The 20,099-nt window shown below is 64.6% G+C and carries 30 protein-coding genes, 1 tRNA gene and 1 pseudogene; all 32 read left to right on the plus strand.

Features of this window, described 5'->3' with window-relative positions; translation table 11 throughout:
* A pseudogene (gene tuf, locus M4J39_RS00005) lies at positions 1-391 on the plus strand (elongation factor Tu); the annotation flags it as partial.
* Positions 392-456: 65 nt separating this feature from the next.
* A complete protein-coding gene (gene rpsJ, locus M4J39_RS00010; protein ID WP_026782425.1) occupies positions 457-765 on the plus strand; it encodes a 30S ribosomal protein S10 in 309 nt (102 codons plus the stop codon).
* 29 nt (positions 766-794) lie between these two features.
* Positions 795-1,502 (plus strand): 50S ribosomal protein L3, encoded by a 708-nt coding sequence (gene rplC / locus M4J39_RS00015; protein WP_251725434.1) that lies wholly within the window; start codon positions 795-797, stop codon positions 1,500-1,502.
* Complete coding sequence (gene rplD / locus M4J39_RS00020) at positions 1,502-2,122, plus strand: 50S ribosomal protein L4 (RefSeq protein WP_251726756.1); 621 nt, start codon at positions 1,502-1,504, stop codon at positions 2,120-2,122. Before rplC ends, rplD begins: the two co-directional genes overlap by 1 nt.
* Entirely contained in the window at positions 2,119-2,412 is a 294-nt protein-coding gene (locus M4J39_RS00025; RefSeq protein WP_251725436.1) for a 50S ribosomal protein L23, read from the plus strand. The genes rplD and M4J39_RS00025 overlap by 4 nt, the downstream gene beginning before the upstream one ends.
* 19 nt (positions 2,413-2,431) lie before the next feature.
* The gene (gene rplB / locus M4J39_RS00030) at positions 2,432-3,271 is read left to right on the plus strand and encodes a 50S ribosomal protein L2 (protein WP_251725438.1); all 840 of its coding nucleotides are present in this window, start codon (positions 2,432-2,434) and stop codon (positions 3,269-3,271) included.
* A gap of 15 nt (positions 3,272-3,286) precedes the next feature.
* Complete coding sequence (gene rpsS / locus M4J39_RS00035) at positions 3,287-3,565, plus strand: 30S ribosomal protein S19 (RefSeq protein ID WP_026782420.1); 279 nt, start codon at positions 3,287-3,289, stop codon at positions 3,563-3,565.
* A gap of 3 nt (positions 3,566-3,568) precedes the next feature.
* The gene (gene rplV, locus M4J39_RS00040) at positions 3,569-3,949 is read left to right on the plus strand and encodes a 50S ribosomal protein L22 (RefSeq protein WP_251725439.1); all 381 of its coding nucleotides are present in this window, start codon (positions 3,569-3,571) and stop codon (positions 3,947-3,949) included.
* The gene (gene rpsC, locus M4J39_RS00045) at positions 3,949-4,728 is read left to right on the plus strand and encodes a 30S ribosomal protein S3 (RefSeq protein ID WP_251725441.1); all 780 of its coding nucleotides are present in this window, start codon (positions 3,949-3,951) and stop codon (positions 4,726-4,728) included. The genes rplV and rpsC overlap by 1 nt, the downstream gene beginning before the upstream one ends.
* A 22-nt stretch (positions 4,729-4,750) precedes the next feature.
* The gene (gene rplP, locus M4J39_RS00050; protein ID WP_251725442.1) at positions 4,751-5,164 is read left to right on the plus strand and encodes a 50S ribosomal protein L16; all 414 of its coding nucleotides are present in this window, start codon (positions 4,751-4,753) and stop codon (positions 5,162-5,164) included.
* A gap of 87 nt (positions 5,165-5,251) precedes the next feature.
* A complete protein-coding gene (gene rpmC, locus M4J39_RS00055) occupies positions 5,252-5,452 on the plus strand; it encodes a 50S ribosomal protein L29 (protein ID WP_026791941.1) in 201 nt (66 codons plus the stop codon).
* Between the two features lie 11 nt (positions 5,453-5,463).
* Positions 5,464-5,706, plus strand: coding sequence for a 30S ribosomal protein S17 (gene rpsQ / locus M4J39_RS00060; protein WP_026791940.1), 243 nt, complete (start codon positions 5,464-5,466; stop codon positions 5,704-5,706).
* Between the two features lie 441 nt (positions 5,707-6,147).
* On the plus strand, positions 6,148-6,516 hold the full coding sequence (gene rplN / locus M4J39_RS00065; RefSeq protein WP_026782414.1) for a 50S ribosomal protein L14: 369 nt from the start codon (positions 6,148-6,150) through the stop codon (positions 6,514-6,516).
* 2 nt (positions 6,517-6,518) lie between these two features.
* Positions 6,519-6,836, plus strand: coding sequence for a 50S ribosomal protein L24 (gene rplX / locus M4J39_RS00070; protein WP_251725444.1), 318 nt, complete (start codon positions 6,519-6,521; stop codon positions 6,834-6,836).
* The gene (gene rplE / locus M4J39_RS00075) at positions 6,829-7,386 is read left to right on the plus strand and encodes a 50S ribosomal protein L5 (RefSeq protein ID WP_251725446.1); all 558 of its coding nucleotides are present in this window, start codon (positions 6,829-6,831) and stop codon (positions 7,384-7,386) included. The genes rplX and rplE overlap by 8 nt, the downstream gene beginning before the upstream one ends.
* A gap of 20 nt (positions 7,387-7,406) precedes the next feature.
* Positions 7,407-7,712 (plus strand): 30S ribosomal protein S14, encoded by a 306-nt coding sequence (gene rpsN, locus M4J39_RS00080; RefSeq protein WP_251725448.1) that lies wholly within the window; start codon positions 7,407-7,409, stop codon positions 7,710-7,712.
* Positions 7,713-7,726: 14 nt separating this feature from the next.
* Positions 7,727-8,122, plus strand: coding sequence for a 30S ribosomal protein S8 (gene rpsH, locus M4J39_RS00085; RefSeq protein ID WP_251725449.1), 396 nt, complete (start codon positions 7,727-7,729; stop codon positions 8,120-8,122).
* Between the two features lie 25 nt (positions 8,123-8,147).
* Complete coding sequence (gene rplF / locus M4J39_RS00090; RefSeq protein ID WP_251725451.1) at positions 8,148-8,684, plus strand: 50S ribosomal protein L6; 537 nt, start codon at positions 8,148-8,150, stop codon at positions 8,682-8,684.
* A gap of 10 nt (positions 8,685-8,694) precedes the next feature.
* A complete protein-coding gene (gene rplR / locus M4J39_RS00095; protein WP_026782408.1) occupies positions 8,695-9,054 on the plus strand; it encodes a 50S ribosomal protein L18 in 360 nt (119 codons plus the stop codon).
* A 30-nt stretch (positions 9,055-9,084) separates the two neighbouring features.
* Entirely contained in the window at positions 9,085-9,663 is a 579-nt protein-coding gene (rpsE, locus tag M4J39_RS00100) for a 30S ribosomal protein S5 (RefSeq protein ID WP_100080729.1), read from the plus strand.
* Positions 9,664-9,729: 66 nt separating this feature from the next.
* A complete protein-coding gene (gene rpmD / locus M4J39_RS00105; RefSeq protein WP_251725452.1) occupies positions 9,730-9,933 on the plus strand; it encodes a 50S ribosomal protein L30 in 204 nt (67 codons plus the stop codon).
* A gap of 28 nt (positions 9,934-9,961) precedes the next feature.
* A complete protein-coding gene (gene rplO, locus M4J39_RS00110; protein WP_251725454.1) occupies positions 9,962-10,432 on the plus strand; it encodes a 50S ribosomal protein L15 in 471 nt (156 codons plus the stop codon).
* A 266-nt stretch (positions 10,433-10,698) separates the two neighbouring features.
* Positions 10,699-12,033 (plus strand): preprotein translocase subunit SecY, encoded by a 1,335-nt coding sequence (secY, locus tag M4J39_RS00115; protein WP_251725456.1) that lies wholly within the window; start codon positions 10,699-10,701, stop codon positions 12,031-12,033.
* Positions 12,030-12,608 (plus strand): adenylate kinase, encoded by a 579-nt coding sequence (locus M4J39_RS00120; protein ID WP_251725457.1) that lies wholly within the window; start codon positions 12,030-12,032, stop codon positions 12,606-12,608. Before secY ends, M4J39_RS00120 begins: the two co-directional genes overlap by 4 nt.
* Before the next feature lie 323 nt (positions 12,609-12,931).
* Positions 12,932-13,300, plus strand: a complete 369-nt coding sequence (gene rpsM / locus M4J39_RS00125) for a 30S ribosomal protein S13 (protein WP_251725459.1) — start codon at positions 12,932-12,934, stop codon at positions 13,298-13,300.
* Between the two features lie 251 nt (positions 13,301-13,551).
* Complete coding sequence (gene rpsK, locus M4J39_RS00130) at positions 13,552-13,944, plus strand: 30S ribosomal protein S11 (protein WP_237154930.1); 393 nt, start codon at positions 13,552-13,554, stop codon at positions 13,942-13,944.
* Positions 13,945-14,059: 115 nt separating this feature from the next.
* The gene (locus M4J39_RS00135; RefSeq protein ID WP_026782400.1) at positions 14,060-15,082 is read left to right on the plus strand and encodes a DNA-directed RNA polymerase subunit alpha; all 1,023 of its coding nucleotides are present in this window, start codon (positions 14,060-14,062) and stop codon (positions 15,080-15,082) included.
* A 90-nt stretch (positions 15,083-15,172) separates the two neighbouring features.
* Positions 15,173-15,607 carry a 50S ribosomal protein L17 gene (rplQ, locus tag M4J39_RS00140; protein WP_026782399.1) on the plus strand — a complete coding sequence of 145 codons (435 nt, stop codon included), beginning with the start codon at positions 15,173-15,175 and terminating at the stop codon, positions 15,605-15,607.
* Positions 15,608-15,853: 246 nt separating this feature from the next.
* Positions 15,854-17,278 (plus strand): DegQ family serine endoprotease, encoded by a 1,425-nt coding sequence (locus tag M4J39_RS00145; RefSeq protein WP_251725460.1) that lies wholly within the window; start codon positions 15,854-15,856, stop codon positions 17,276-17,278.
* Positions 17,275-18,588, plus strand: a complete 1,314-nt coding sequence (locus tag M4J39_RS00150; protein WP_251725462.1) for a replication-associated recombination protein A — start codon at positions 17,275-17,277, stop codon at positions 18,586-18,588. Before M4J39_RS00145 ends, M4J39_RS00150 begins: the two co-directional genes overlap by 4 nt.
* Before the next feature lie 227 nt (positions 18,589-18,815).
* Positions 18,816-19,781: a hypothetical protein gene (locus tag M4J39_RS00155; RefSeq protein WP_251725463.1), complete on the plus strand. Its 966-nt coding sequence runs from the start codon at positions 18,816-18,818 to the stop codon at positions 19,779-19,781.
* 242 nt (positions 19,782-20,023) lie between these two features.
* Positions 20,024-20,098: transfer RNA gene (locus M4J39_RS00160), tRNA-Val, on the plus strand.
* Position 20,099 lies beyond the last annotated feature (1 nt).

The following is a 20,099-nucleotide window of genomic DNA, read 5'->3' on the forward strand; positions in this document are numbered from 1 at the left end:
GCTCGACCAGGGCCAGGCCGGCGACAACATCGGCGCGCTGCTGCGCGGCACCAAGCGTGAAGACGTCGAGCGCGGCCAGGTGCTGTGCAAGCCGGCTTCTGTGAACCCGCACACCAAGTTCAAGGCCGAAGCCTACATCCTGACCAAGGAAGAGGGTGGCCGTCACACGCCGTTCTTCACCAACTACCGCCCGCAGTTCTACTTCCGCACGACGGACGTGACCGGCGTGGTGACGCTCGATGAGGGCGTCGAGATGGTGATGCCGGGCGACAACGTGACGATGAACGTCCAGCTGATCGTTCCGATCGCCATGGAAGAGAAGCTCCGCTTCGCCATCCGTGAAGGCGGTCGTACCGTCGGCGCCGGCGTTGTCGCTTCGATCGTCGAGTAATTGATCGTTTCGAGGTGATACGGGGCGGGGTTCGCTCCGCCCACGTCTCCTCTAGAGGTAGAGAAATGAACGGTCAGAATATCCGTATCCGTCTCAAAGCGTTTGATCATCGTATCCTCGATGCCTCGACGCGCGAGATCGTCAACACGGCCAAGCGCACGGGCGCGCAGGTCCGGGGCCCGGTTCCGCTTCCGACGCGAATCGAGAAGTTCACGGTCAACCGCTCGCCCCATATCGACAAGAAGAGCCGCGAACAGTTCGAGATGCGCACCCACAAGCGCCTCCTGGACATCATCGATCCGACCCCGCAGACCGTGGACGCGCTGATGAAGCTCGACCTCGCGGCCGGCGTGGACGTCGAGATCAAGCTCTGAGAACAAGAGCCGGGTTGAGAGAGAACGCTATGCGCTCAGGTGTCATTGCACAGAAGGTCGGCATGACCCGCGTCTACAACGACGCAGGCGAGCATGTTCCCGTGACGGTTCTCAAGCTTGAGAACTGCCAGGTGGTTGCTCACCGTACCGAAGAAAAGAACGGCTATACCGCGCTCCAGTTGGGCGCCGGTACGGTCAAGGTCAAGAATGTCTCGAAGGCGATGCGCGGCCACTTTGCCGTGGCGCAGGTCGAGCCCAAGCGCGAGCTTGCCGAGTTCCGGGTGTCCCCCGAGAACCTCATCGAAGTGGGGGCCGAACTGACGGCCGACCATTTCGTTGCCGGCCAGTTCGTCGATGTTACCGGCACCTCGATCGGTAAGGGCTTCGCTGGCGCCATGAAGCGCTGGAACTTCCACGGCGGTCGTGCCACCCACGGTAACTCGGTCTCGCACCGCGTTCTGGGTTCGACCGGTCAGCGCCAGGATCCGGGCAAGGTCTTCAAGAACAAGAAGATGCCTGGTCACCTCGGTGACGAGCGCGTGACCACTCAGAACCTCAAGATCGTGCGCACCGACGCCGATCGCGGTCTGATCCTGGTCGAGGGCGCGGTTCCCGGTGCCAAGGGCGGCTGGATCCTCGTCCGCGACGCGGTCAAGAAGAAGCTTCCGGAAGGTGTTCCCACCCCGGGCAAGTTCCGCAAGGCGGCGCCCGCTGCGACCGCGGAGGCAGGTGAGTGATGGAACTCGAAGTCAAGACCCTCGATGGCGCTGTGGCCGGGACGGTCGCGCTTTCGGACGAGATCTTCGGTCTCGATCCGCGCGCTGACATCCTGCAGCGTGTCGTGCGCTGGCAGCTCGCCAAGCGCCAGGCCGGTACGCACAAGACCCTGACTCGTACAGAGGTCACCAAGACCGGCAAGAAGATGTACCGGCAGAAGGGCACCGGCGGCGCCCGTCACGGCAACAAGGCGGCCCCCCAGTTCCGTGGTGGTGGCAAGGCCTTCGGTCCCGTCGTTCGCAGCCATGCGCACGACCTGCCCAAGAAGGTTCGGGCCCTCGGCCTGAAGCTCGCCCTGTCGGCCAAGGCCAAGGGTGCCAACATCGTCGTCCTGGACGAGGCGGTCGCCGCCGATCCCAAGACGAAGGCCCTGAAGACGAAGCTCGCCGCGCTCGGTCTCACCAACGCGCTGATCATCGACGGAGCCAATCCGCAGGATCAGTTCCGCCTGGCGGCCCGTGCCATTCCGCAGATCGACGTGCTGCCCGTGCAGGGCATCAACGTCTACGACATTCTGCGTCGTGACACGCTGGTTCTCACCAAGGCGGCCGTGTCGGCGCTTGAGGAGCGGTTCAAATGACCAATCTGAAGCACTACGACATCATCCGCACGCCGGTGGTCACCGAAAAGGCGACCATCCAGGCTGAGAACAACAAGGTGGTCTTCAACGTTGCCAAGACCGCGACCAAGCCCGAGATCAAGGCTGCCGTCGAGCAGCTCTTCTCGGTCAAGGTCAAGAGCGTCAACACGCTCGTGCGCAAGGGCAAGACGAAGCGCTTCCGGGGCATCATCGGTACCCAGTCCGACGTGAAGAAAGCGGTCGTGACCCTCGAAGAGGGCCATTCGATCGACATCACGACGGGCCTCTGATCCGAGCGGCAGGACGATTATGGCACTCAAATATTACAAGCCGACGACCCCGGGCCAGCGCCAGCTGGTCCTCGTCGATCGCTCCGAGCTTCACAAGGGCGCGCCGGTGAAGGCGTTGACCGAGGGTCTCAGCAAGACCGGCGGTCGCAACAACCTCGGCCGCATCACCGCCTATCATCGGGGCGGTGGTCACAAGCGCTCTTATCGCATCATCGACTTCAAGCGTCGCAAGCTCGGCATCCCCGCCGTGGTGGAACGCCTGGAGTACGATCCCAACCGCACCGGCTTCATCGCCCTCATCAAGTATGAGGACGGCGAGCTGAGCTACATCCTGGCCCCGCAGCGCCTGGCCGTCGGCGACACCGTCGTCGCCGCCCCGGCCGCCGACGTGAAGCCCGGCAATGCGATGCAGCTGTCGGCCATCCCGGTCGGCACGCTGGTTCACAATGTCGAGCTGAAGCCCGGCAAGGGTGGCCAGATCGCCCGTTCGGCTGGTTCCTACGCGCAGATCGTTGGTCGCGACCAGGGTTACACCGTGGTTCGCCTCAACTCCGGTGAGCAGCGCAAGGTGCTCGGCACCTGCTTCGCCACCATCGGCGCCGTGTCGAACCCCGACCATGCCAACGTGTCGATCGGCAAGGCCGGCCGCAATCGCTGGCTGGGCAAGCGCCCGGTCAACCGCGGTGTCGCCATGAACCCGATCGACCATCCGCACGGCGGTGGTGAAGGCCGCACATCCGGTGGCCGTCATCCGGTTACCCCGTGGGGCAAGCCGACCAAGGGCAAGAAGACGAGGTCGAACAAGTCCACGGACAAGTTCATCGTCCGTAGCCGCCACGCGCGCAAGAAGTCGCAGTAAGAGAGAGGAACGACCGTGACTCGTTCGGTTTGGAAAGGCCCGTTCGTCGACGGCTACCTCCTCAAGAAGGCGGAAGTCAGTCGCGCCAGCGGCCGCAATGAAGTCATCAAGATCTGGAGCCGCCGCTCCACGATCCTGCCGAATTTCGTCGGACTTACGTTCGGCGTCTACAACGGCCAGAAGCATATCCCGGTGTCCGTGAATGAGGACATGGTGGGCCACAAGTTCGGCGAGTTCGCGCCGACGCGTACCTACTATGGCCATGGCGCCGACAAGAAGGCGAAGAGGAAGTAATCCATGGGCAAGCCGAAGCGTGAACGCACGCTCGCCGACAACGAGGCGCAGGCGGTGACCCGCAATCTTCGCGTCTCGCCGCAGAAGCTCAATCTTGTCGCGGCCCTTATCCGCGGCAAGAAGGTCAACACGGCGCTGGCCGACCTTGCGTTCTCGCGCAAGCGTATCGCCGGCGACGTGAAGAAGACGCTGGAATCGGCGATTGCCAATGCCGAGAACAACCACGACCTCGACGTCGACGCGCTCGTCGTCAAGGAAGCTTTCGTGAGCAAGGGCCTCGTCATGAAGCGCTTCTCGCCGCGGGCTCGTGGTCGCGTCGGTCAAATCCAGAAGCCGTTTGCGAACCTCACCATCGTGGTTCGCGAAGTCGAGGAGACCGCCTGATGGGTCACAAAGTCAATCCGATCGGTCTGCGTCTCGGCATCAACCGGACCTGGGATTCGCGCTGGTTCGCCGGCAAGACCGAGTACGGCGCCCTGCTGCATGAAGACCTCGCCATCCGCAACTTCCTCTTCGAGGAACTGAAGGCGGCGGCGGTGTCCAAGGTTGTGATCGAACGTCCGCACAAGAAGTGCCGCGTCACCATCCACTCGGCTCGTCCGGGTGTGGTGATCGGCAAGAAGGGTGCCGACATCGAGAAGCTCCGCAAGCAGATCGCCAAGTTCACCACCTCGGAAGTGCATCTCAACATCGTCGAGGTTCGCAAGCCCGAGACCGACGCGACGCTCATCGCCTCGTCGATCGCCCAGCAGCTCGAGCGCCGCGTGGCCTTCCGCCGTGCGATGAAGCGTTCGGTGCAGTCGGCGATGCGTCTCGGTGCCGAGGGCATCCGCATCAACGCCGGCGGCCGTCTCGGCGGCGCCGAAATCGCCCGCCTGGAGTGGTACCGCGAGGGCCGCGTGCCCCTGCATACGCTCCGCGCGGACATCGATTACGGCATTGCCACCGCTCACACCGCCTACGGCACCAACGGCCTCAAGGTCTGGGTGTTCAAGGGCGAGATCCTCGAGCACGACCCGCTCGCTTCCGAGCGTCGCGCGCTTGAGGGCGGCAATGACGGCGAGCGTTCGGGCGGCGACCGCCGTCGTGAGCGCGATCCTCGTGGCGACCGTGAAGGTCGGGGCCGTGGCCGTCGCGATCGCGACGCCGATGGTGCGCGCTAACTAGAGTTTTGGGAGAAGGAAGATGCTTCAACCGAAGCGCACCAAATTCCGCAAGCAGTTCAAGGGCCGCATTCATGGCGTGTCCAAGGGCGGCACTGAGCTGAACTTCGGCGCCTATGGCCTCAAGGCCATGGAACCCGAGCGCGTCACCGCGCGGCAGATCGAGGCGGCCCGCCGCGCGATCACCCGCCAGATGAAGCGTATCGGCCGCGTCTGGATCCGCGTGTTCCCGGACGTTCCGGTCACCTCCAAGCCGACTGAAGTCCGTATGGGTAAGGGCAAGGGTTCGCCCGAGTTCTGGTGCGTCCGCATCAAGCCCGGCCGGATCATGTTCGAGCTCGACGGCGTGCCCGAGGAGGTCGCCCGCGAGGCGCTCCGTCTCGGCGCGGCCAAACTTCCGATCAAGACGCGCTTCATTCAGCGCATCGCCGAGTGATCCGCGGGGCATCCGCCCGGCTGGTTCGTGACCACCTCAGCGGATGCCCGATCGGAAGACCGGCCTTACTGTTAGGACGATAAAACGATGAAGGCGAACGACGTTCGGGCCATGACGCCCGACCAGCTCGAGGACGAGCTGGCCAAGCTGAAGAAAGAGCAGTTCAACCTGCGCTTCCAGAAGGCGACCGGCCAGCTTGAGAATACGTCCCGCGTGCGGGTCGTGCGTCGCGACATCGCCCGCATCCAGACGGTTCTGCGCGACAAGCGCGCGACTGCGAACGCTTAAGGAGAGACGAGTTGCCGAAGCGCATCCTGCAAGGCGTCGTCGTCAGCGACAAGACCGACAAGACGGTCGTAGTGAAGGTGGAGCGTCGCTTCACCCATCCGGTGCTCAAGAAGACCGTGCGCCGGACCAAGAACTACCAGGCGCATGACGAGACGAACCAGTACAAGGTCGGGGACGTGGTTTCCATCGAGGAAAGCAAGCCCATTTCGAAGACCAAGCGCTGGGTTGTGCTCTCCACCGCAAGCGCGAGCTGAGCGGGCGAGCTTGCTGCCGGCGCCTTAGGCGCCAGGTGAAGCAAAGAGTCGTTTCGGGGACGCCTTAACCGGCGTATTCCCCGAAATAGCGTCCCTGGGTCATTGACTTCCGACTCGGAGAGGCTTATGCGGCAGACGCTGGTTTCAGAACGGAATGGCAGCCAATGCCGTTCCGTTTCGGATTGTTTCGTCGGGGCTGCCTGAGGGCGCCGCGACTTGACGGCGAAAGCGAGACATCCGGCCTTGTTTCCGGCCGCCTCACGAGGCGGCAGGGTAGGGGTCGGGCCTCCCGGGCTGCGGATACGGCCTGGGACTGGGTTGAACTCGAAATGAAGGGTCCGGCACGCCGTACCCTATTTCCCGAGTTCCAAAACAAGTCGCTGCCCGCCTGCGCCATCCGGCGCCGGTGGGTGCATGCATCAAAGATAAGGCGGCCAAGTCATGATTCAGATGCAAACCAACCTCGACGTGGCGGATAATTCCGGCGCACGTCGTGTTATGTGCATCAAAGTGCTCGGCGGCGCGAAGCGGCGGTACGCCTCGGTGGGCGACATCATTGTCGTCTCCATCAAGGAAGCCATCCCTCGTGGTCGCGTGAAGAAGGGCGACGTGATGAAGGCGGTCGTGGTCCGCACGGCCAAGGACATCCGGCGTACGGACGGTTCGGTCATTCGTTTCGACAAGAATGCCGCCGTTCTCATCAACAACCAGAAAGAGCCGATCGGGACTCGTATCTTCGGGCCGGTTCCGCGCGAGCTTCGCGCCAAGAACCACATGAAGATCATCTCGCTCGCCCCGGAGGTTCTGTAACCATGGCCGCCAAGATCAAGAAGGGCGACAAGGTTGTGGTTCTCACAGGCAAGGACAAGGGCAAGACCGGTGAGGTCATCGAGGTCCGTCCGTCCGAGAATCGCGCCGTAGTCCGTGGCGTCAACATCGTTCGTCATCACCAGAAGCAGTCGGCCAAGTCCGAGGGTGGTATCGTCGCCAAGGAAGCGGCGCTCGACCTTTCGAACCTTGCCGTTGCCGATCCGAAGGACGGCAAGCCGACCCGCGTTGGTTTCAAGCTGCTCGACGACGGCCGCAAGGTCCGCTTCGCCAAGCGTTCCGGAGATGTGATCGATGGCTGATGCGGTCTACATTCCGCGCCTCAAGCGCACCTACGACGAGTCCATCCGCAAGGCTCTCATCGACCAGTTCGGCTACAAGAACGCGATGGAAGTTCCGGTTCTCGACAAGATCGTCCTGAACATGGGCGTCGGCGAGACCGTGGCGGACGGCAAGAAGATCAACTCGGCCGTTGGCGACCTGACGCTCATCGCCGGCCAGAAGCCGGTGATCACCAAGGCCCGCAACTCCATCGCGACGTTCAAGCTGCGCGAGGGAATGAACATCGGTGCCAAGGTGACGCTCCGCCGCCAGCGCATGTACGAGTTCCTCGACCGCCTCATCACCATCGCGCTGCCGCGCGTGCGTGACTTCCGTGGTCTGAACCCGAAGTCCTTCGATGGTCGTGGCAACTTCGCCATGGGCATCAAGGAACACATCGTTTTCCCCGAGATCGAGTACGACAAGGTCGAGCAGGTCTGGGGCATGGACATCATCGTCTGCACCACGGCGAAGACCGACGACGAGGCGCGCGCGCTTCTCAAGGGCTTCAATTTCCCGTTCCGGCAGTGACGAGAGGGGTTCGGATTTAAATGGCTAAGAAGAGCGCCATCGAGAAGAACAAGCGTCGCCAGAAGCTGGTGAAGCAGTTCTCCGCCAAGCGTGAGGCCCTCAAGGCTATCGCAAGCGACAAGTCGCTGACGATCGAGGAGCAGTTCGCTGCTCGCCTGAAGCTTGCCGAGCTTCCTCGCAATTCGTCCGCGGTGCGCATCCGCAATCGCTGCGAAGTCACCGGCCGTCCGCGGTCTTATTATCGCAAGCTCAAGATGAGCCGTATCGCCCTGCGTGAGCTGGGGTCGCTCGGTCTCATCCCGGGCCTTGTGAAGTCGAGCTGGTAAGGAGAACGGTCCCCATGCCGATGACCGATCCTTTGGGTGATATGCTCACCCGCATTCGTAATGCCCAGATGCGCAAGATGTCGAAGGTGTCGACGCCGGCTTCCAAGCTGCGCAAGAACGTCCTCGATGTCCTGGTCGCCGAGGGCTTCCTGCGTGGCTACGCCGAAGTGGCTGCCGACGGTCGTTCCGAGTTCGAAATCGAGCTCAAGTACTACGATGGCCTTGGCGTCATCCGTACGATCGAACGCGTGTCCAAGCCGGGCCGCCGCGTCTACGCTTCGGTGAAGAACCTGCCCCGAGTTGCCAACGGCCTCGGCGTGTCGATCCTCAGCACCCCCCGCGGTGTGATGGCCGACCACGACGCCCGCGAGCAGAATGTCGGCGGCGAAGTTCTCTGCCGCGTCTTCTAACCTTCGACTGGAAACGGGTAATACCATGTCGCGCATTGGCAAGAAGGCTGTTCCGGTCCCCTCGGGGGTCACGGCCGACATCGCTGGGCAGACCGTTTCGGTCAAGGGACCGAAGGGAACGCTCAAATTCGATTTGAACGAGCACGTCAACGTCGCCAAGACGGATGACGGTTCGATCCAGGTCGAGCCGAAGGACGAGTCCAAGCTGGCCCGCGCCAGCTGGGGCATGTCCCGTACGCAGATCGCCAACCTGGTCAAGGGTGTGACGGTCGGCTTCGAGAAGCGGCTCGAGATTTCCGGCGTTGGCTACAAGGCGGCGCTTCAGGGCAAGACCCTGCAGCTTTCGCTGGGCTACAGCCACGACATCGCCTATCCGGTGCCGGAAGGCATCGCGATCGCCGTTCCGAAGCCGACGGAAATCGTCGTCTCCGGCATCGACGCCCAGCGTGTCGGTCAGGTCGCTGCCGAAATCCGCAAGTACCGTCCGCCGGAGCCCTACAAGGGCAAGGGCGTGAAGTACGCGGGCGAGTTCATCGTCCGTAAGGAAGGCAAGAAGAAGTAAGGGGACGATCATGGCTCACCTCACCGGCAACGATCGCCGCCGCGCCCGCGTGCGCCGCGCGATCAAGGCGGCGGCCAACGGTCGCCTCCGGCTTTCCGTGCACCGCTCGTCGTTGCACATCTATGCTCAGGTTATCGATGACGTTCAGGGTCGCACCCTGGCGTCCGCGTCGACCCTCGACAAGGACGTCCGCGACACTCTGAAGACCGGGGCCAACGTGGCCGCGGCCGCCGTGGTCGGCAAGCTCATCGCAGAACGCGCCAAGGCGGCGGGGGTGACCTCGGTCATCTTCGATCGTGGACAGTTCCTGTACCACGGCCGCATCAAGGCGCTCGCGGATGCCGCCCGCGAGGGCGGACTCGACTTCTAAGGCCGGTCCCGATCGAGAGAGATAAAGACAATGGCTGAACGTGAACGCAATAACCGGGACCGGGATCGCAACGAAGAGCGCGACAGCGAGTTCGTCGATCGCCTGGTCCATATCAACCGCGTCGCCAAGGTGGTGAAGGGTGGTCGTCGCTTCGGCTTCGCCGCGCTCGTCGTCGTTGGCGACCAGAAGGGCCGGGTCGGCTACGGCCACGGCAAGGCGCGCGAAGTGCCCGAGGCCATCCGCAAGGCGACGGAAGCCGCCAAGCGGGCCCTCGTGCGCGTGCCGCTGAAGGAAGGCCGGACGCTGCATCATGACGTCGCCGGCCGCTGGGGCGCCGGTCGCGTCTACGTGCGCACCGCGCCGGCCGGTACCGGCATCATCGCCGGTGGCCCGATGCGCGCCGTGTTCGAGACGCTTGGCGTCCAGGACGTGGTGGCGAAGTCGCTCGGCTCGTCCAACCCCTACAACATGATCCGCGCTACCTTCTCCGCTTTGGCGAACGAGGATAGCCCGCGGTCGGTTGCCGCTCGTCGCGGTCTCAAGGTTTCGGCCTTGCAGTCCCGTCGTCGCGACATCGACCCGGAAGCTGCGGCGTCGGCCGAAGGCTGATGGATCGAACGGGGGGAGGGCAGCCTCCCTCCTCATTCGTAAACTGGCTTTCGTAAGGTGAACATCATGTCGGCCAAGAAGAAGTCGAGCAAGACCGTCACGGTCGAGCAGATCTACAGCCCCTCCCGCCGTCCCGCCGACCAGCGCGCCACGCTGATCGGCCTCGGTCTCAACAAGATGCATCGCACCGCCACGCTGGAGGATACTCCGTCCGTTCGCGGCATGATCGCGAAGGTCCAGCACCTCGTCCGCGTCGTGGACGAGGCCTGAGATACCGCCGGTCGAAAGGATCGATGAAATGAAGCTCAACGAGCTCAAGGATAACGAAGGCGCGACCAAGCCGCGCATGCGCGTCGGTCGCGGTATCGGCTCGGGCAAGGGCAAGACCTCGGGCCGTGGCGTCAAGGGTCAGACCTCGCGCTCCGGCGTTGCCATCGCCGGTTTCGAGGGCGGCCAGATGCCGCTGCATCGCCGCCTGCCCAAGCGCGGCTTCAAGAACATCTTCGCGCTCGATCTCAACGAGATCAGCCTGACCAAGGTTCAGGCGGCGGTGGATGCCAAGAAGCTCGACGCCAAGGCGACGGTGACCGTCGAGGCGCTGGTTGCGGCCGGTCTGCTGCGCCGTCCGCTCGATGGCGTCCGCGTTCTCGGTGGCGAGATCAAGACGGCCCTGACGTTCGAGGTTGCCGGCGCTTCTGCGCCTGCGGTCGCGGCGATCGAGGCTGCCGGCGGCAAGGTGGTCATTCCGACCGCCGCTGCCAAGGAGTGATGCATAGGCCCTCGGCAGGCGCCGCTTTCACGCGAACGTTTTCGTTTCGCGTGGGGTTGGCGTCGTCCGGGGGCTTATTTCGTTCGCGACTCGGGTCTATATAGCGGACGGCCGGAGCCGGCGGGGATGTCCCCGGCGGCCATCCGGGCAAGGGAGATGGCGCTGACGCTTTCGGCGGCGCCCAGGCCCCAATGACAAGGCGAGGCGACCTCATCGCGAGCGATGGGGCGGCGCGCAACCGGGATCCCATTCGGGCGGAGTGAGACATGGCCTCTGCGGCAGAACAACTCGCTGCAAATCTGAATTTCGGCGCGCTCGCCAAGGCGGAAGAGCTCAAGAAGCGGATTTGGTTCACCCTTGGCGCACTTCTTGTGTATCGCCTCGGCACCTACATCCCGCTTCCGGGCATCAACCTCCAGGCGCTGGCCGATGCCTTCAAGCAGCAGAGCCAGGGCATCCTCGGCCTGTTCAACATGTTCTCGGGCGGTGCCGTCGGCCGCATGGCGATCTTCGCCCTGGGCATCATGCCCTATATCTCCGCCTCGATCATCATCCAGCTGCTGACCTCGGTCATCCCGTCGCTGGAGGCGATCAAGAAGGAAGGCGAGTCGGGCCGCAAGAAGATCAACCAGTACACCCGCTATCTCACGGTGCTGCTGGCCGCCGTCCAGTCCTACGGCATTGCCGTCGGCCTGCAGGGGCAGGGTTCGATCGTCCTCAATCCCGGCCCGACCTTCATCATTTCCACCGTGCTGTCGCTGATGGGCGGCACGATGTTCCTTCTCTGGCTCGGTGAGCAGATCACCTCGCGCGGCATCGGTCAGGGCACGTCGCTGATCATCTTCGCCGGCATCATCGCCAACCTGCCGCACGCCCTCGTCGGCATGCTGGAACTGGGCCGTCAGGGCGCGCTTGCGACTCCGATCATCCTGGCCGTTCTGGTGCTGGCCGTGGTCGTCATCGGCGGCATCGTCTTCTTCGAGCGCGCCCAGCGCCGGTTGCTGATCCAGTATCCGAAGCGCCAGGTCGGCAATAAGATGTTTCAGGGCGAGTCGAGCCACCTGCCGCTCAAGCTCAACACCTCCGGCGTCATCCCGCCGATCTTCGCCTCGTCGATCCTGCTCATCCCCGGCACCATCACCGGCTTTGCCGGCACCGACGCCGCCGGCGGCTGGGTGCAGACCTTCGGCACGCTGATGGCGCATGGCCAGCCGCTCTACATGCTGTCCTACGCCGCGATGATCGTCTTCTTCGCCTTCTTCTACACGGCCATCGTGTTCAATCCGACCGACACGGCCGAGAACCTCAAGAAGCAGGGCGGCTTCATCCCCGGCATCCGGCCGGGCGAGCGCACCGCCTCCTACATCGACTATGTCCTGACCCGCATCAACGTCCTCGGTGCCATCTATCTCGTCGTCGTCTGCCTGCTGCCTGAGTTCCTGATCTCGACCACCGGTGTTCCGTTCTACTTCGGCGGCACCTCGCTGCTGATCGTCGTGTCGGTCACCATGGATACCGTGTCCCAGATCCAGGGACATCTCCTCGCCCATCAGTACGAGGGGCTGATCAAGAAGAGCAAACTTCGGGGGAAGCGTAGATGAGGCTGATTCTTCTCGGGCCGCCGGGCGCCGGCAAGGGTACGCAGGCGCAGAAACTGGTGGACCGCTACGGCATCGTTCAGCTGTCGACCGGTGACATGCTGCGCGCCGCCGTCGCCGCCGGCACCGAGATCGGCAAGAAGGCCAAGGCCGTCATGGATGCCGGCCAGCTGGTGTCCGACGAGATCGTCATCGGCATCGTCTCCGACCGCATCGACGAGCCGGACGCCAGGAACGGCTTCGTGCTGGACGGTTTCCCGCGCACCGTGGCCCAGGCCGAGGCGCTGGACAAGCTGCTGGCCGACAAGAAGCTGAAGCTCGACGCCGTGATCGAGTTCAAGGTCGATGCCGAGAAGCTCGTCGATCGAATCGTTCGCCGCGCAGAAGAGGCCAAGGCCGCCGGCCAGCCGGTGCGCAAGGACGACAATCCGGAAGTGTTCCGCAAGCGCCTCGAAGAGTTCCGGGCGCTGACGGCGGCGCTGACCCCCTTCTATGCCAAGAGCGGGCTGTTGAAGCCTGTCGACGGCATGGCCCCCATCGAAGAGGTCGCCGGCGCGATTCGCGCCGCCCTCGAGTGAGACGGACGCCCGGCGAGGACCAATGGTTCCGCCGCCGGGCGATCGGTCGCCGACCGGGCTTTCCGGCGGCGATTTCGGCGATAAACCCGTGTCCGAAAGGTTGACGGAGAGGCCGTATCCGGCTATGAACCGCCACCTATCCACGGGTTCTTCGTGCGATGGCCCGTAGGCGCTTGTCCATGTCGGACGTTTCGCCGCAGGTATCGCGAAAAAGGTAACCCGGCCGGCGCCGCTTCATGGGGCCGCCGTCAAGACACCGACCTCCACGGCTCGAACGGGGGAGGGAGCGATCCAGAGGATCGCGACGACAGGAGTGAAGTGAAGTGGCCCGTATCGCTGGCGTCAATATTCCCACCGCCAAGCGCGCCCTGATCGCGCTGCAGTATATCCATGGCATCGGCCCGAAGTTCGCCGAGGAGATCCTGTCGAAGGTCGGCATCGATCAGGCCAAGCGCGTGAACGAGCTGTCGGACGCCGAAGTTCTGCAGATCCGCGAAGTGATCGACCGCGACTACGTCGTCGAGGGTGATCTCCGTCGCGAGACCGCGATGAACATCAAGCGCCTGATGGACCTCGGCTGCTACCGCGGCCTGCGTCACCGCAAGGGCCTGCCGGTTCGCGGCCAGCGCACGCACACCAACGCCCGTACCCGCAAGGGCCCGGCGAAGGCGATTGCCGGCAAGAAGAAGTAATTCCCTTTCGTCGGTCCGGCTCTGCGTCGGTCCGGCGAAAAGGTTCGGACATGGCGCCGGTTCCGCGAGCGATCGCGGTCGGCGCTTTGTCCATGGTGGAAGGTCTGGAAGGATCGTTCGCCTTGAGGGGAAGGGCAGGGTGCCCGTCCCCGGTTCGTTCCGGTGCGCGGGGTTTCTCCTAGAGGCATGCGCTCCGGTGTAGCCGCTGGCATTACGGCGGTGACGAGATCGAAAACGAGAGAGTGAAGAGCATGGCCAAGGAAGCCGCAGGCCGCGTCCGCCGTCGCGAACGCAAGAACATCACGTCCGGCATCGCCCACGTGAACTCCACCTTCAACAACACGATGATCACCATCACCGACGCGCAGGGCAACACCATCTCCTGGTCGTCGGCCGGCACGATGGGCTTCAAGGGTTCGCGCAAGTCGACCCCGTACGCCGCCCAGATGGCCGCCGAGGACGCTGCCCGCAAGGCGGCCGAGCATGGCGTCAAGACCCTGGAAGTCGAAGTCTGCGGTCCGGGCTCCGGCCGTGAGTCGGCGCTGCGCGCTCTGCAGGCCGCCGGCTTCCTGGTGAGCTCGATCCGCGACGTTACCCCGATCCCGCACAACGGTTGCCGTCCGCGTAAGCGTCGCCGCGTCTGACGCTCATCCGCGAACGTCCGGTGGCCGCGATGGCGCCGGGCATGGCCCGTCAAGGCGGTGGTCCCCGCGGGGGATGCGGCCCGCGGCGAACCGCTTCATATGAAAGGGTATCAACGTGAGCATCCAGAAGAACTGGCAAGAGCTCAAGAAGCCGAACAAGCTCGAGGTCATCCCGAGCCGCGATCCGAAGCGCTTCGCGACTGTCGTCGCCTCGCCGCTCGAGCGTGGCTTCGGCCTGACCCTCGGCAACGCGCTCCGTCGTGTCCTCTTGTCCTCGCTGCAGGGTGCGGCGGTGACGGCGGTTCAGATCGACGGCGTGCTGCACGAGTTCTCCTCGATTGCCGGTGTGCGTGAAGACGTCACCGACATCATCCTCAACATCAAGGAAATCGCCGTCCGCATGCAGGGCCAGGGCCCGAAGCGGATGGTCGTGCGCAAGCAGGGTCCGGGCGTCGTCACTGCCGGTGACATCCAGACCGTCGGCGACATCGAGATCCTGAACCCCGAGCTGGTCCTTTGCACCCTCGACGAGGGCGCCGAGATCCGCATGGAGTTCACGGTCGACACCGGCAAGGGCTATGTCCCGGCCGACCGCAACCGTCCCGAGGACGCTCCGATCGGTCTGATCCCGGTCGACAGCCTCTACTCGCCGGTGCGCAAGGTGTCCTACAAGGTCGAGAACACCCGCGAGGGCCAGGATCTCGACCTCGACAAGCTGACCCTGACAGTCGAGACCGATGGTTCGGTGAAGCCCGAGGACGCCGTCGCCTACGCCGCCCGCATTCTCCAGGACCAGCTGGCCATCTTCGTCAACTTCGAAGAGCCGCAGAAGGACACCAAGGTCGAGACCGTTCCGGAGCTCGCCTTCAATCCGGCGCTGCTCAAGAAGGTCGACGAGCTCGAGCTGTCGGTCCGTTCCGCAAACTGCCTGAAGAACGACAACATCGTCTACATCGGCGATCTGATCCAGAAGAGCGAGGCGGAGATGCTCCGCACGCCGAATTTCGGCCGCAAGTCGCTCAACGAGATCAAGGAAGTGCTGGCGCAGATGGGGTTGCATCTCGGCATGGAAGTCCCGAACTGGCCGCCCGAGAACATCGAAGACCTGGCCAAGCGCTACGAAGACCACAACTACTGAGCATCACGCTCGCCGGAGGGCGTGGCTCTCCGGCTCGTTCAAATCAAACTGCCCGGCGTGAGCCGCGCGAAAGACAAATAGGAGTAGGCCATGCGTCACGGTAATGCGGGCCGTCGGTTCAACCGCACTCAGAGCCATCGTAAGGCGATGCTCGCCAACCTCGCCATCTCGCTGGTCGAGCACGAGCAGATCGTCACCACCCTGCCGAAGGCGAAGGACCTGCGTCCGATCGTCGAGAAGCTGGTGACCATCGCCAAGAAGGGCGACCTCGCCGCTCGTCGTCAGCTCGCCTCCGAGCTGCAGAACAACGAGATCGCCGCCAAGAAGCTGTTCGACGTGCTCGGCCCCCGCTACAAGGCCCGCGCCGGTGGCTACACCCGCGTGCTGAAGGCCGGCTTCCGCCATGGCGACTCGGCCCCGGTGGCGGTGATCGAGTTTGTCGATCGCGACGTCGCCGCCAAGGGCGCCGCCGACAAGGCCCGCCAGGCTGCCGAGCCGGTCGAGGCCGAGACGGCCGCCGCCTGATCGAAGCGTTTCGCTGAAAGTTGAGCAAGGGGCGGCCCGTCGGGTCGCCCCTTGTTGTTTGGGCGTCCTTCCGTTGCCATATTCGGCGGCGTACAAGACGGCTTGTCGACCCAGAGCATTCGCCGACCAGATTGGACCATTTGGTCGCCCAGCGAATGCTCCGGGCTCATTTGCTGGAGCAGCCGCTTTTCGATCAGGTTGAGAAGACCTGATCGGCGGGTGCTCCAGCGCTTTCGGAGACATGCGATGCGACCCAACGGATTGACCCGCCCCATTATTGCTCTGGGCCTTGCTGTCTGCGTGTCGCTTGGCGGCGCGATGGCTGCCGAACGGGCGGTGCCGGCATCGCAGGCGCAGGTCAAGCTGTCCTTTGCGCCGGTGGCCAAGGTGGCAGGTCCCGCCGTGGTCAACGTCTACTCCACCAAGACCATCAAGGTCGCCTCGTCGCCGCTGATGGACGACCCGTTCTTTCGCCAGTTCTTCGGCGGCAACATGCCGGGCATCGGTCGTCAGCGCGAGAGGCACCAGCAGTCGCTCGGCTCGGGCGTCATCGTCGATCCCTCCGGCCTCATCGTCACCAACAACCACGTCATCGAGGACGGCGACGAGGTGAAGGTGGCGCTGTCCGACCGGCGCGAGCTCGAATGCGACGTCGTCCTCAAGGACGAGCAGCTCGATCTCGCCGTGCTCAAGGTGCGCGATCCCAAGGAACCGCTGCCGACGCTGCCGCTCGCCGATTCCGACCAGTTGCAGGTCGGCGACCTCGTACTCGCCATCGGCAATCCGTTCGGCGTCGGGCAGACGGTGACGCAGGGCATCGTCTCGGCGCTGGCCCGCAGCCAGGTCGGCATCTCCGACTATCAGTTCTTCATCCAGACCGACGCCGCCATCAATCCGGGCAACTCGGGCGGTGCGCTGGTCGACATCGACGGCAAGCTGGTCGGCATCAATACGGCCATCTTCAGCCGGGGCGGCGGTTCCAACGGCATTGGCTTCGCCATCCCCTCCAACATGGTGAAGGTGTTCGTCGAATCGGCCCGTCGGGGCGGTTCGGCCGTGGAGCTGCCGTGGATCGGCGCCGAGCTGCAGGCGGTGACGTCGGACATTGCCGAAAGCCTGGGCCTCGATCGTCCTTCGGGCGTGCTGATCACCTCGATCCTGCGCAAGAGCCCGGCCGAGGCTGCGGGCCTCGATGCCGGCGATCTCGTGGTCGCCGTCGATGGGGTCGAAGTGAGCGACCCGCGCGTCTTCAACTATCGCCTCGCCACCAAGGGCGTCGGCAACGTCGCCCAGCTCACCGTCAATCGGGCCGGCAAGCTTATCGAGGTGCCGGTGAAGCTGATGACGGCGCCGGAGACGACCCCGCGCGAGACGCTGACGATCGACGCCCGCTCGCCATTCCAGGGCGCGACGGTCGCTAACGTCTCTCCCGCCGTCGCCGCCGAGATCGGATTGTCCTATCGTGGTCAGACCGGCGTGGTCATCACCGCCGTGGCGTCCGGCTCGCCAGCCGACCGCATCGGCCTTCAGAAGGGCGACATCGTGCTGTCTGTCAACGGCAACGACATCACCAAGACCAGAGTGCTCGCCGCGGCAGCCGCCTCCGATCCGATGTTCTGGCGCGTCGCCATCGACCGCAACGGCCAGATCCTGCGCATGGCCTTCCGATGAGCGACCTGTTCGGCGTCAGCACGGCGGACAATCGCGCCGGCCGGCCGCTGGCCGACCGTCTTCGCCCGGCCAGCCTGTCGGAGGTGGTCGGCCAGGACCATCTGGTCGGGCCGAGCGGCACAATCAGCCGCATGCTGGCGTCCGGCTCCCTCGGCTCGCTGATTCTCTGGGGGCCGCCGGGCTCGGGCAAGACGACCGTTGCCCGTCTTTTGGCCCACGAGACCAATCTGGCCTTCGAGCAGGCCTCGGCCATCTTCACCGGTGTCGCCGACCTCAAGAAGCTGTTCGACGCCGCCCGTCAGCGCCGGGCGCTCGGGCGCGGCACGCTGCTGTTCATCGACGAGATCCATCGCTTCAACCGCGCCCAGCAGGACAGCTTCCTGCCGGTGATGGAGGACGGGACGGTGACGCTGATCGGCGCCACCACCGAGAACCCGTCCTTCGAGCTCAACGCGGCCCTGCTGTCGCGCGCCCACGTGCTGGTGTTCAGGGCGCACGACGAAACCTCGATCGGCCAGTTGCTCGATCGCGCCGAGGAGGTAACCGGCAAGCCCCTGCCGCTCGACGAGGAGGCGAGGGCGGCGCTGGTCCGCATGGCCGATGGCGACGGTCGGGCGGCGCTGACGCTGGCCGAGGACGTCTGGCGCGCCGCCGGCGAGGGCGAGATCTTCGACGCCAAGACGCTGCAGGAGATCGTCCAGCGGCGGGCGCCGGTCTACGACAAGGCGCAGGACGGCCACTACAACCTGATCTCGGCGCTACACAAGTCGGTGCGCGGCTCCGATCCCGACGCGGCCCTCTATTACTTCTGCCGCATGATCGATGCCGGCGAGGATCCTCTCTACGTCATCCGCCGCGTCATCCGCATGGCGGCCGAGGACATCGGCCTTGCCGACCCGCAGGCACTGTCCGTCTGCATCGCCGCCCAGGGCGCCTATGAGATGCTCGGCTCGCCCGAGGGCGAACTCGCCATCGCCGAGGCCGTCGTCTACGTTGCGACGGCGCCCAAATCCAACGCCGTCTACACCGCCTTCAAGACGGCGATGGCGGCGGCCAAGGAGTTCGGCAGCGTCGTGCCGCCGCGCCATATCCTCAACGCCCCGACCAAGCTGATGAAGGGCGAGGGATACGGGAGCGGCTATCGCTACGACCACGACGAGCCGGACGCCTTTTCGGGCCAGGACTATTTCCCCGAGAAGATGGGCCGCCGCTCCTTCTACCACCCGGTCGAGCGCGGCTTCGAACGCGAGCTCAGGAAGCGCCTCGACTATTGGGCGCGCTTGCGCCGTGAGCGACAAGGCGAGGGGTGAGGTTAACGCGCGCGGCGCTCCGGTGGCCGGAGTTGCGAACCGATTGCGGGTAATCCGACCGATTTCGGGACGCTACCATCGGATATGGCTGCGCCAAGGGCGGCAATCCGCCGAATCTCGCCGTTAACCATTTGTCTTCAATGGTTTTTTAACCCGTTCCCTTAAGCTCGAAGTCGGAATTGTGGTGTAGCGTCGTCTTTGACAGCAAGCCACGGGGAGTGGGAACGATGACCGACAGCGGAAAGACGATTGCGCCCGGCGCCGCACCGCTCGACGCGGTCGCCCGTCTGCGCGCCGCCGTCTATGCCGATGGCGGCGTCGACGCCGAGGAAATCCGCCATCTCTGCCGCCTCGCCGCCGAGGAAGGCTTCCCCACGCCGGCAGGCCGTCAGCTCTACATCGAGGCCCTGACCGACTACGTCGCCTTGCAGACGGCCCCGAGCGGCCACGTCAGCGAGGACATGGCCCGCTGGCTGATCGGCGTGCTGTCGGCCGATGGCATCACCACCGATCTTGAAGTCGACCTTCTGGTCAACATCATGCGTCGCGCCGATTCGGTGCCGGTCGAGCTGTCCGCCTTCGCGCTTGCCGAGGTGTCGCGGTCCGTGCTGAAGGGTGCCGATGACGGCGAGGGCGGGGTCATCTCCGCCACCGATGTCGAGCGCATGCGCTCCATCCTTTACGCCTTCGGCAACGAGCGCTCCGTCGGCATCAGCCGCGAGGAAGCGGAGGTGCTGTTCGACCTCAACGACCGCAGTCGCGAGGCCGACAACGATCCATCCTGGTCGGACCTGTTCGTCAAGGCCATCGCCTCCTTCCTGATGGCGGCGCGTGGCTACACGCTGATGTCGCGCGAGGAGACGTTGAGCCGCGACGCTTGGCTCGACGCGCCGTCGGGTGGCGTCACCGCGCTGTTCGGCGACATGCTCTCAAGCATGCTGTCCAACGGGCTGCGCGGCGTCTGGTCAGCCTGGAGCCAGCAAGACGACGCATCCTCGAAGCCGATCGAGGCCGACGAGGCGCGCATCCGCGAGGCGGAAGCGGTCACCTCCGAGGAAGTGAAATGGCTGGCCGACCGCATCGGCCGCGACGGCGTCATCCACGCCAACGAAAGGGCGCTCTTAAAGTTCTTGTCCGAGGAAAGCCCGGACATTCATCCTTCGCTGCGTACTTTGCTCGACACCGCTGCCTGACCCGGTGAAGAGCGCTTCCCCTACGCAGCGCCCTGCGCGCGGCGCCCGGAGATCCCCCCGGGCGCCGCGGAATTTTTCAGGCGAACCGCTTGCAGCCCGTCACCGTGGGTACGGTTTTCGCCAGTTGCGACCCAGCGTCTCGGTCCTGACGTCGCCGATCCCCAGCCAGCAAATTTTCGTCCGCGTGACGCCTTGACTTGCCCTGCCGAGGGCCCTTATATCGCGCCACCGCATGACGGTCAGGGCGCGTAGCTCAGCGGGAGAGCACTTCGTTCACACCGAAGGGGTCACAGGTTCGATCCCTGTCGCGCCCACCAT

Source organism: Pleomorphomonas sp. NRK KF1, assembly GCF_023721755.1.
Lineage (GTDB): Bacteria > Pseudomonadota > Alphaproteobacteria > Rhizobiales > Pleomorphomonadaceae > Pleomorphomonas.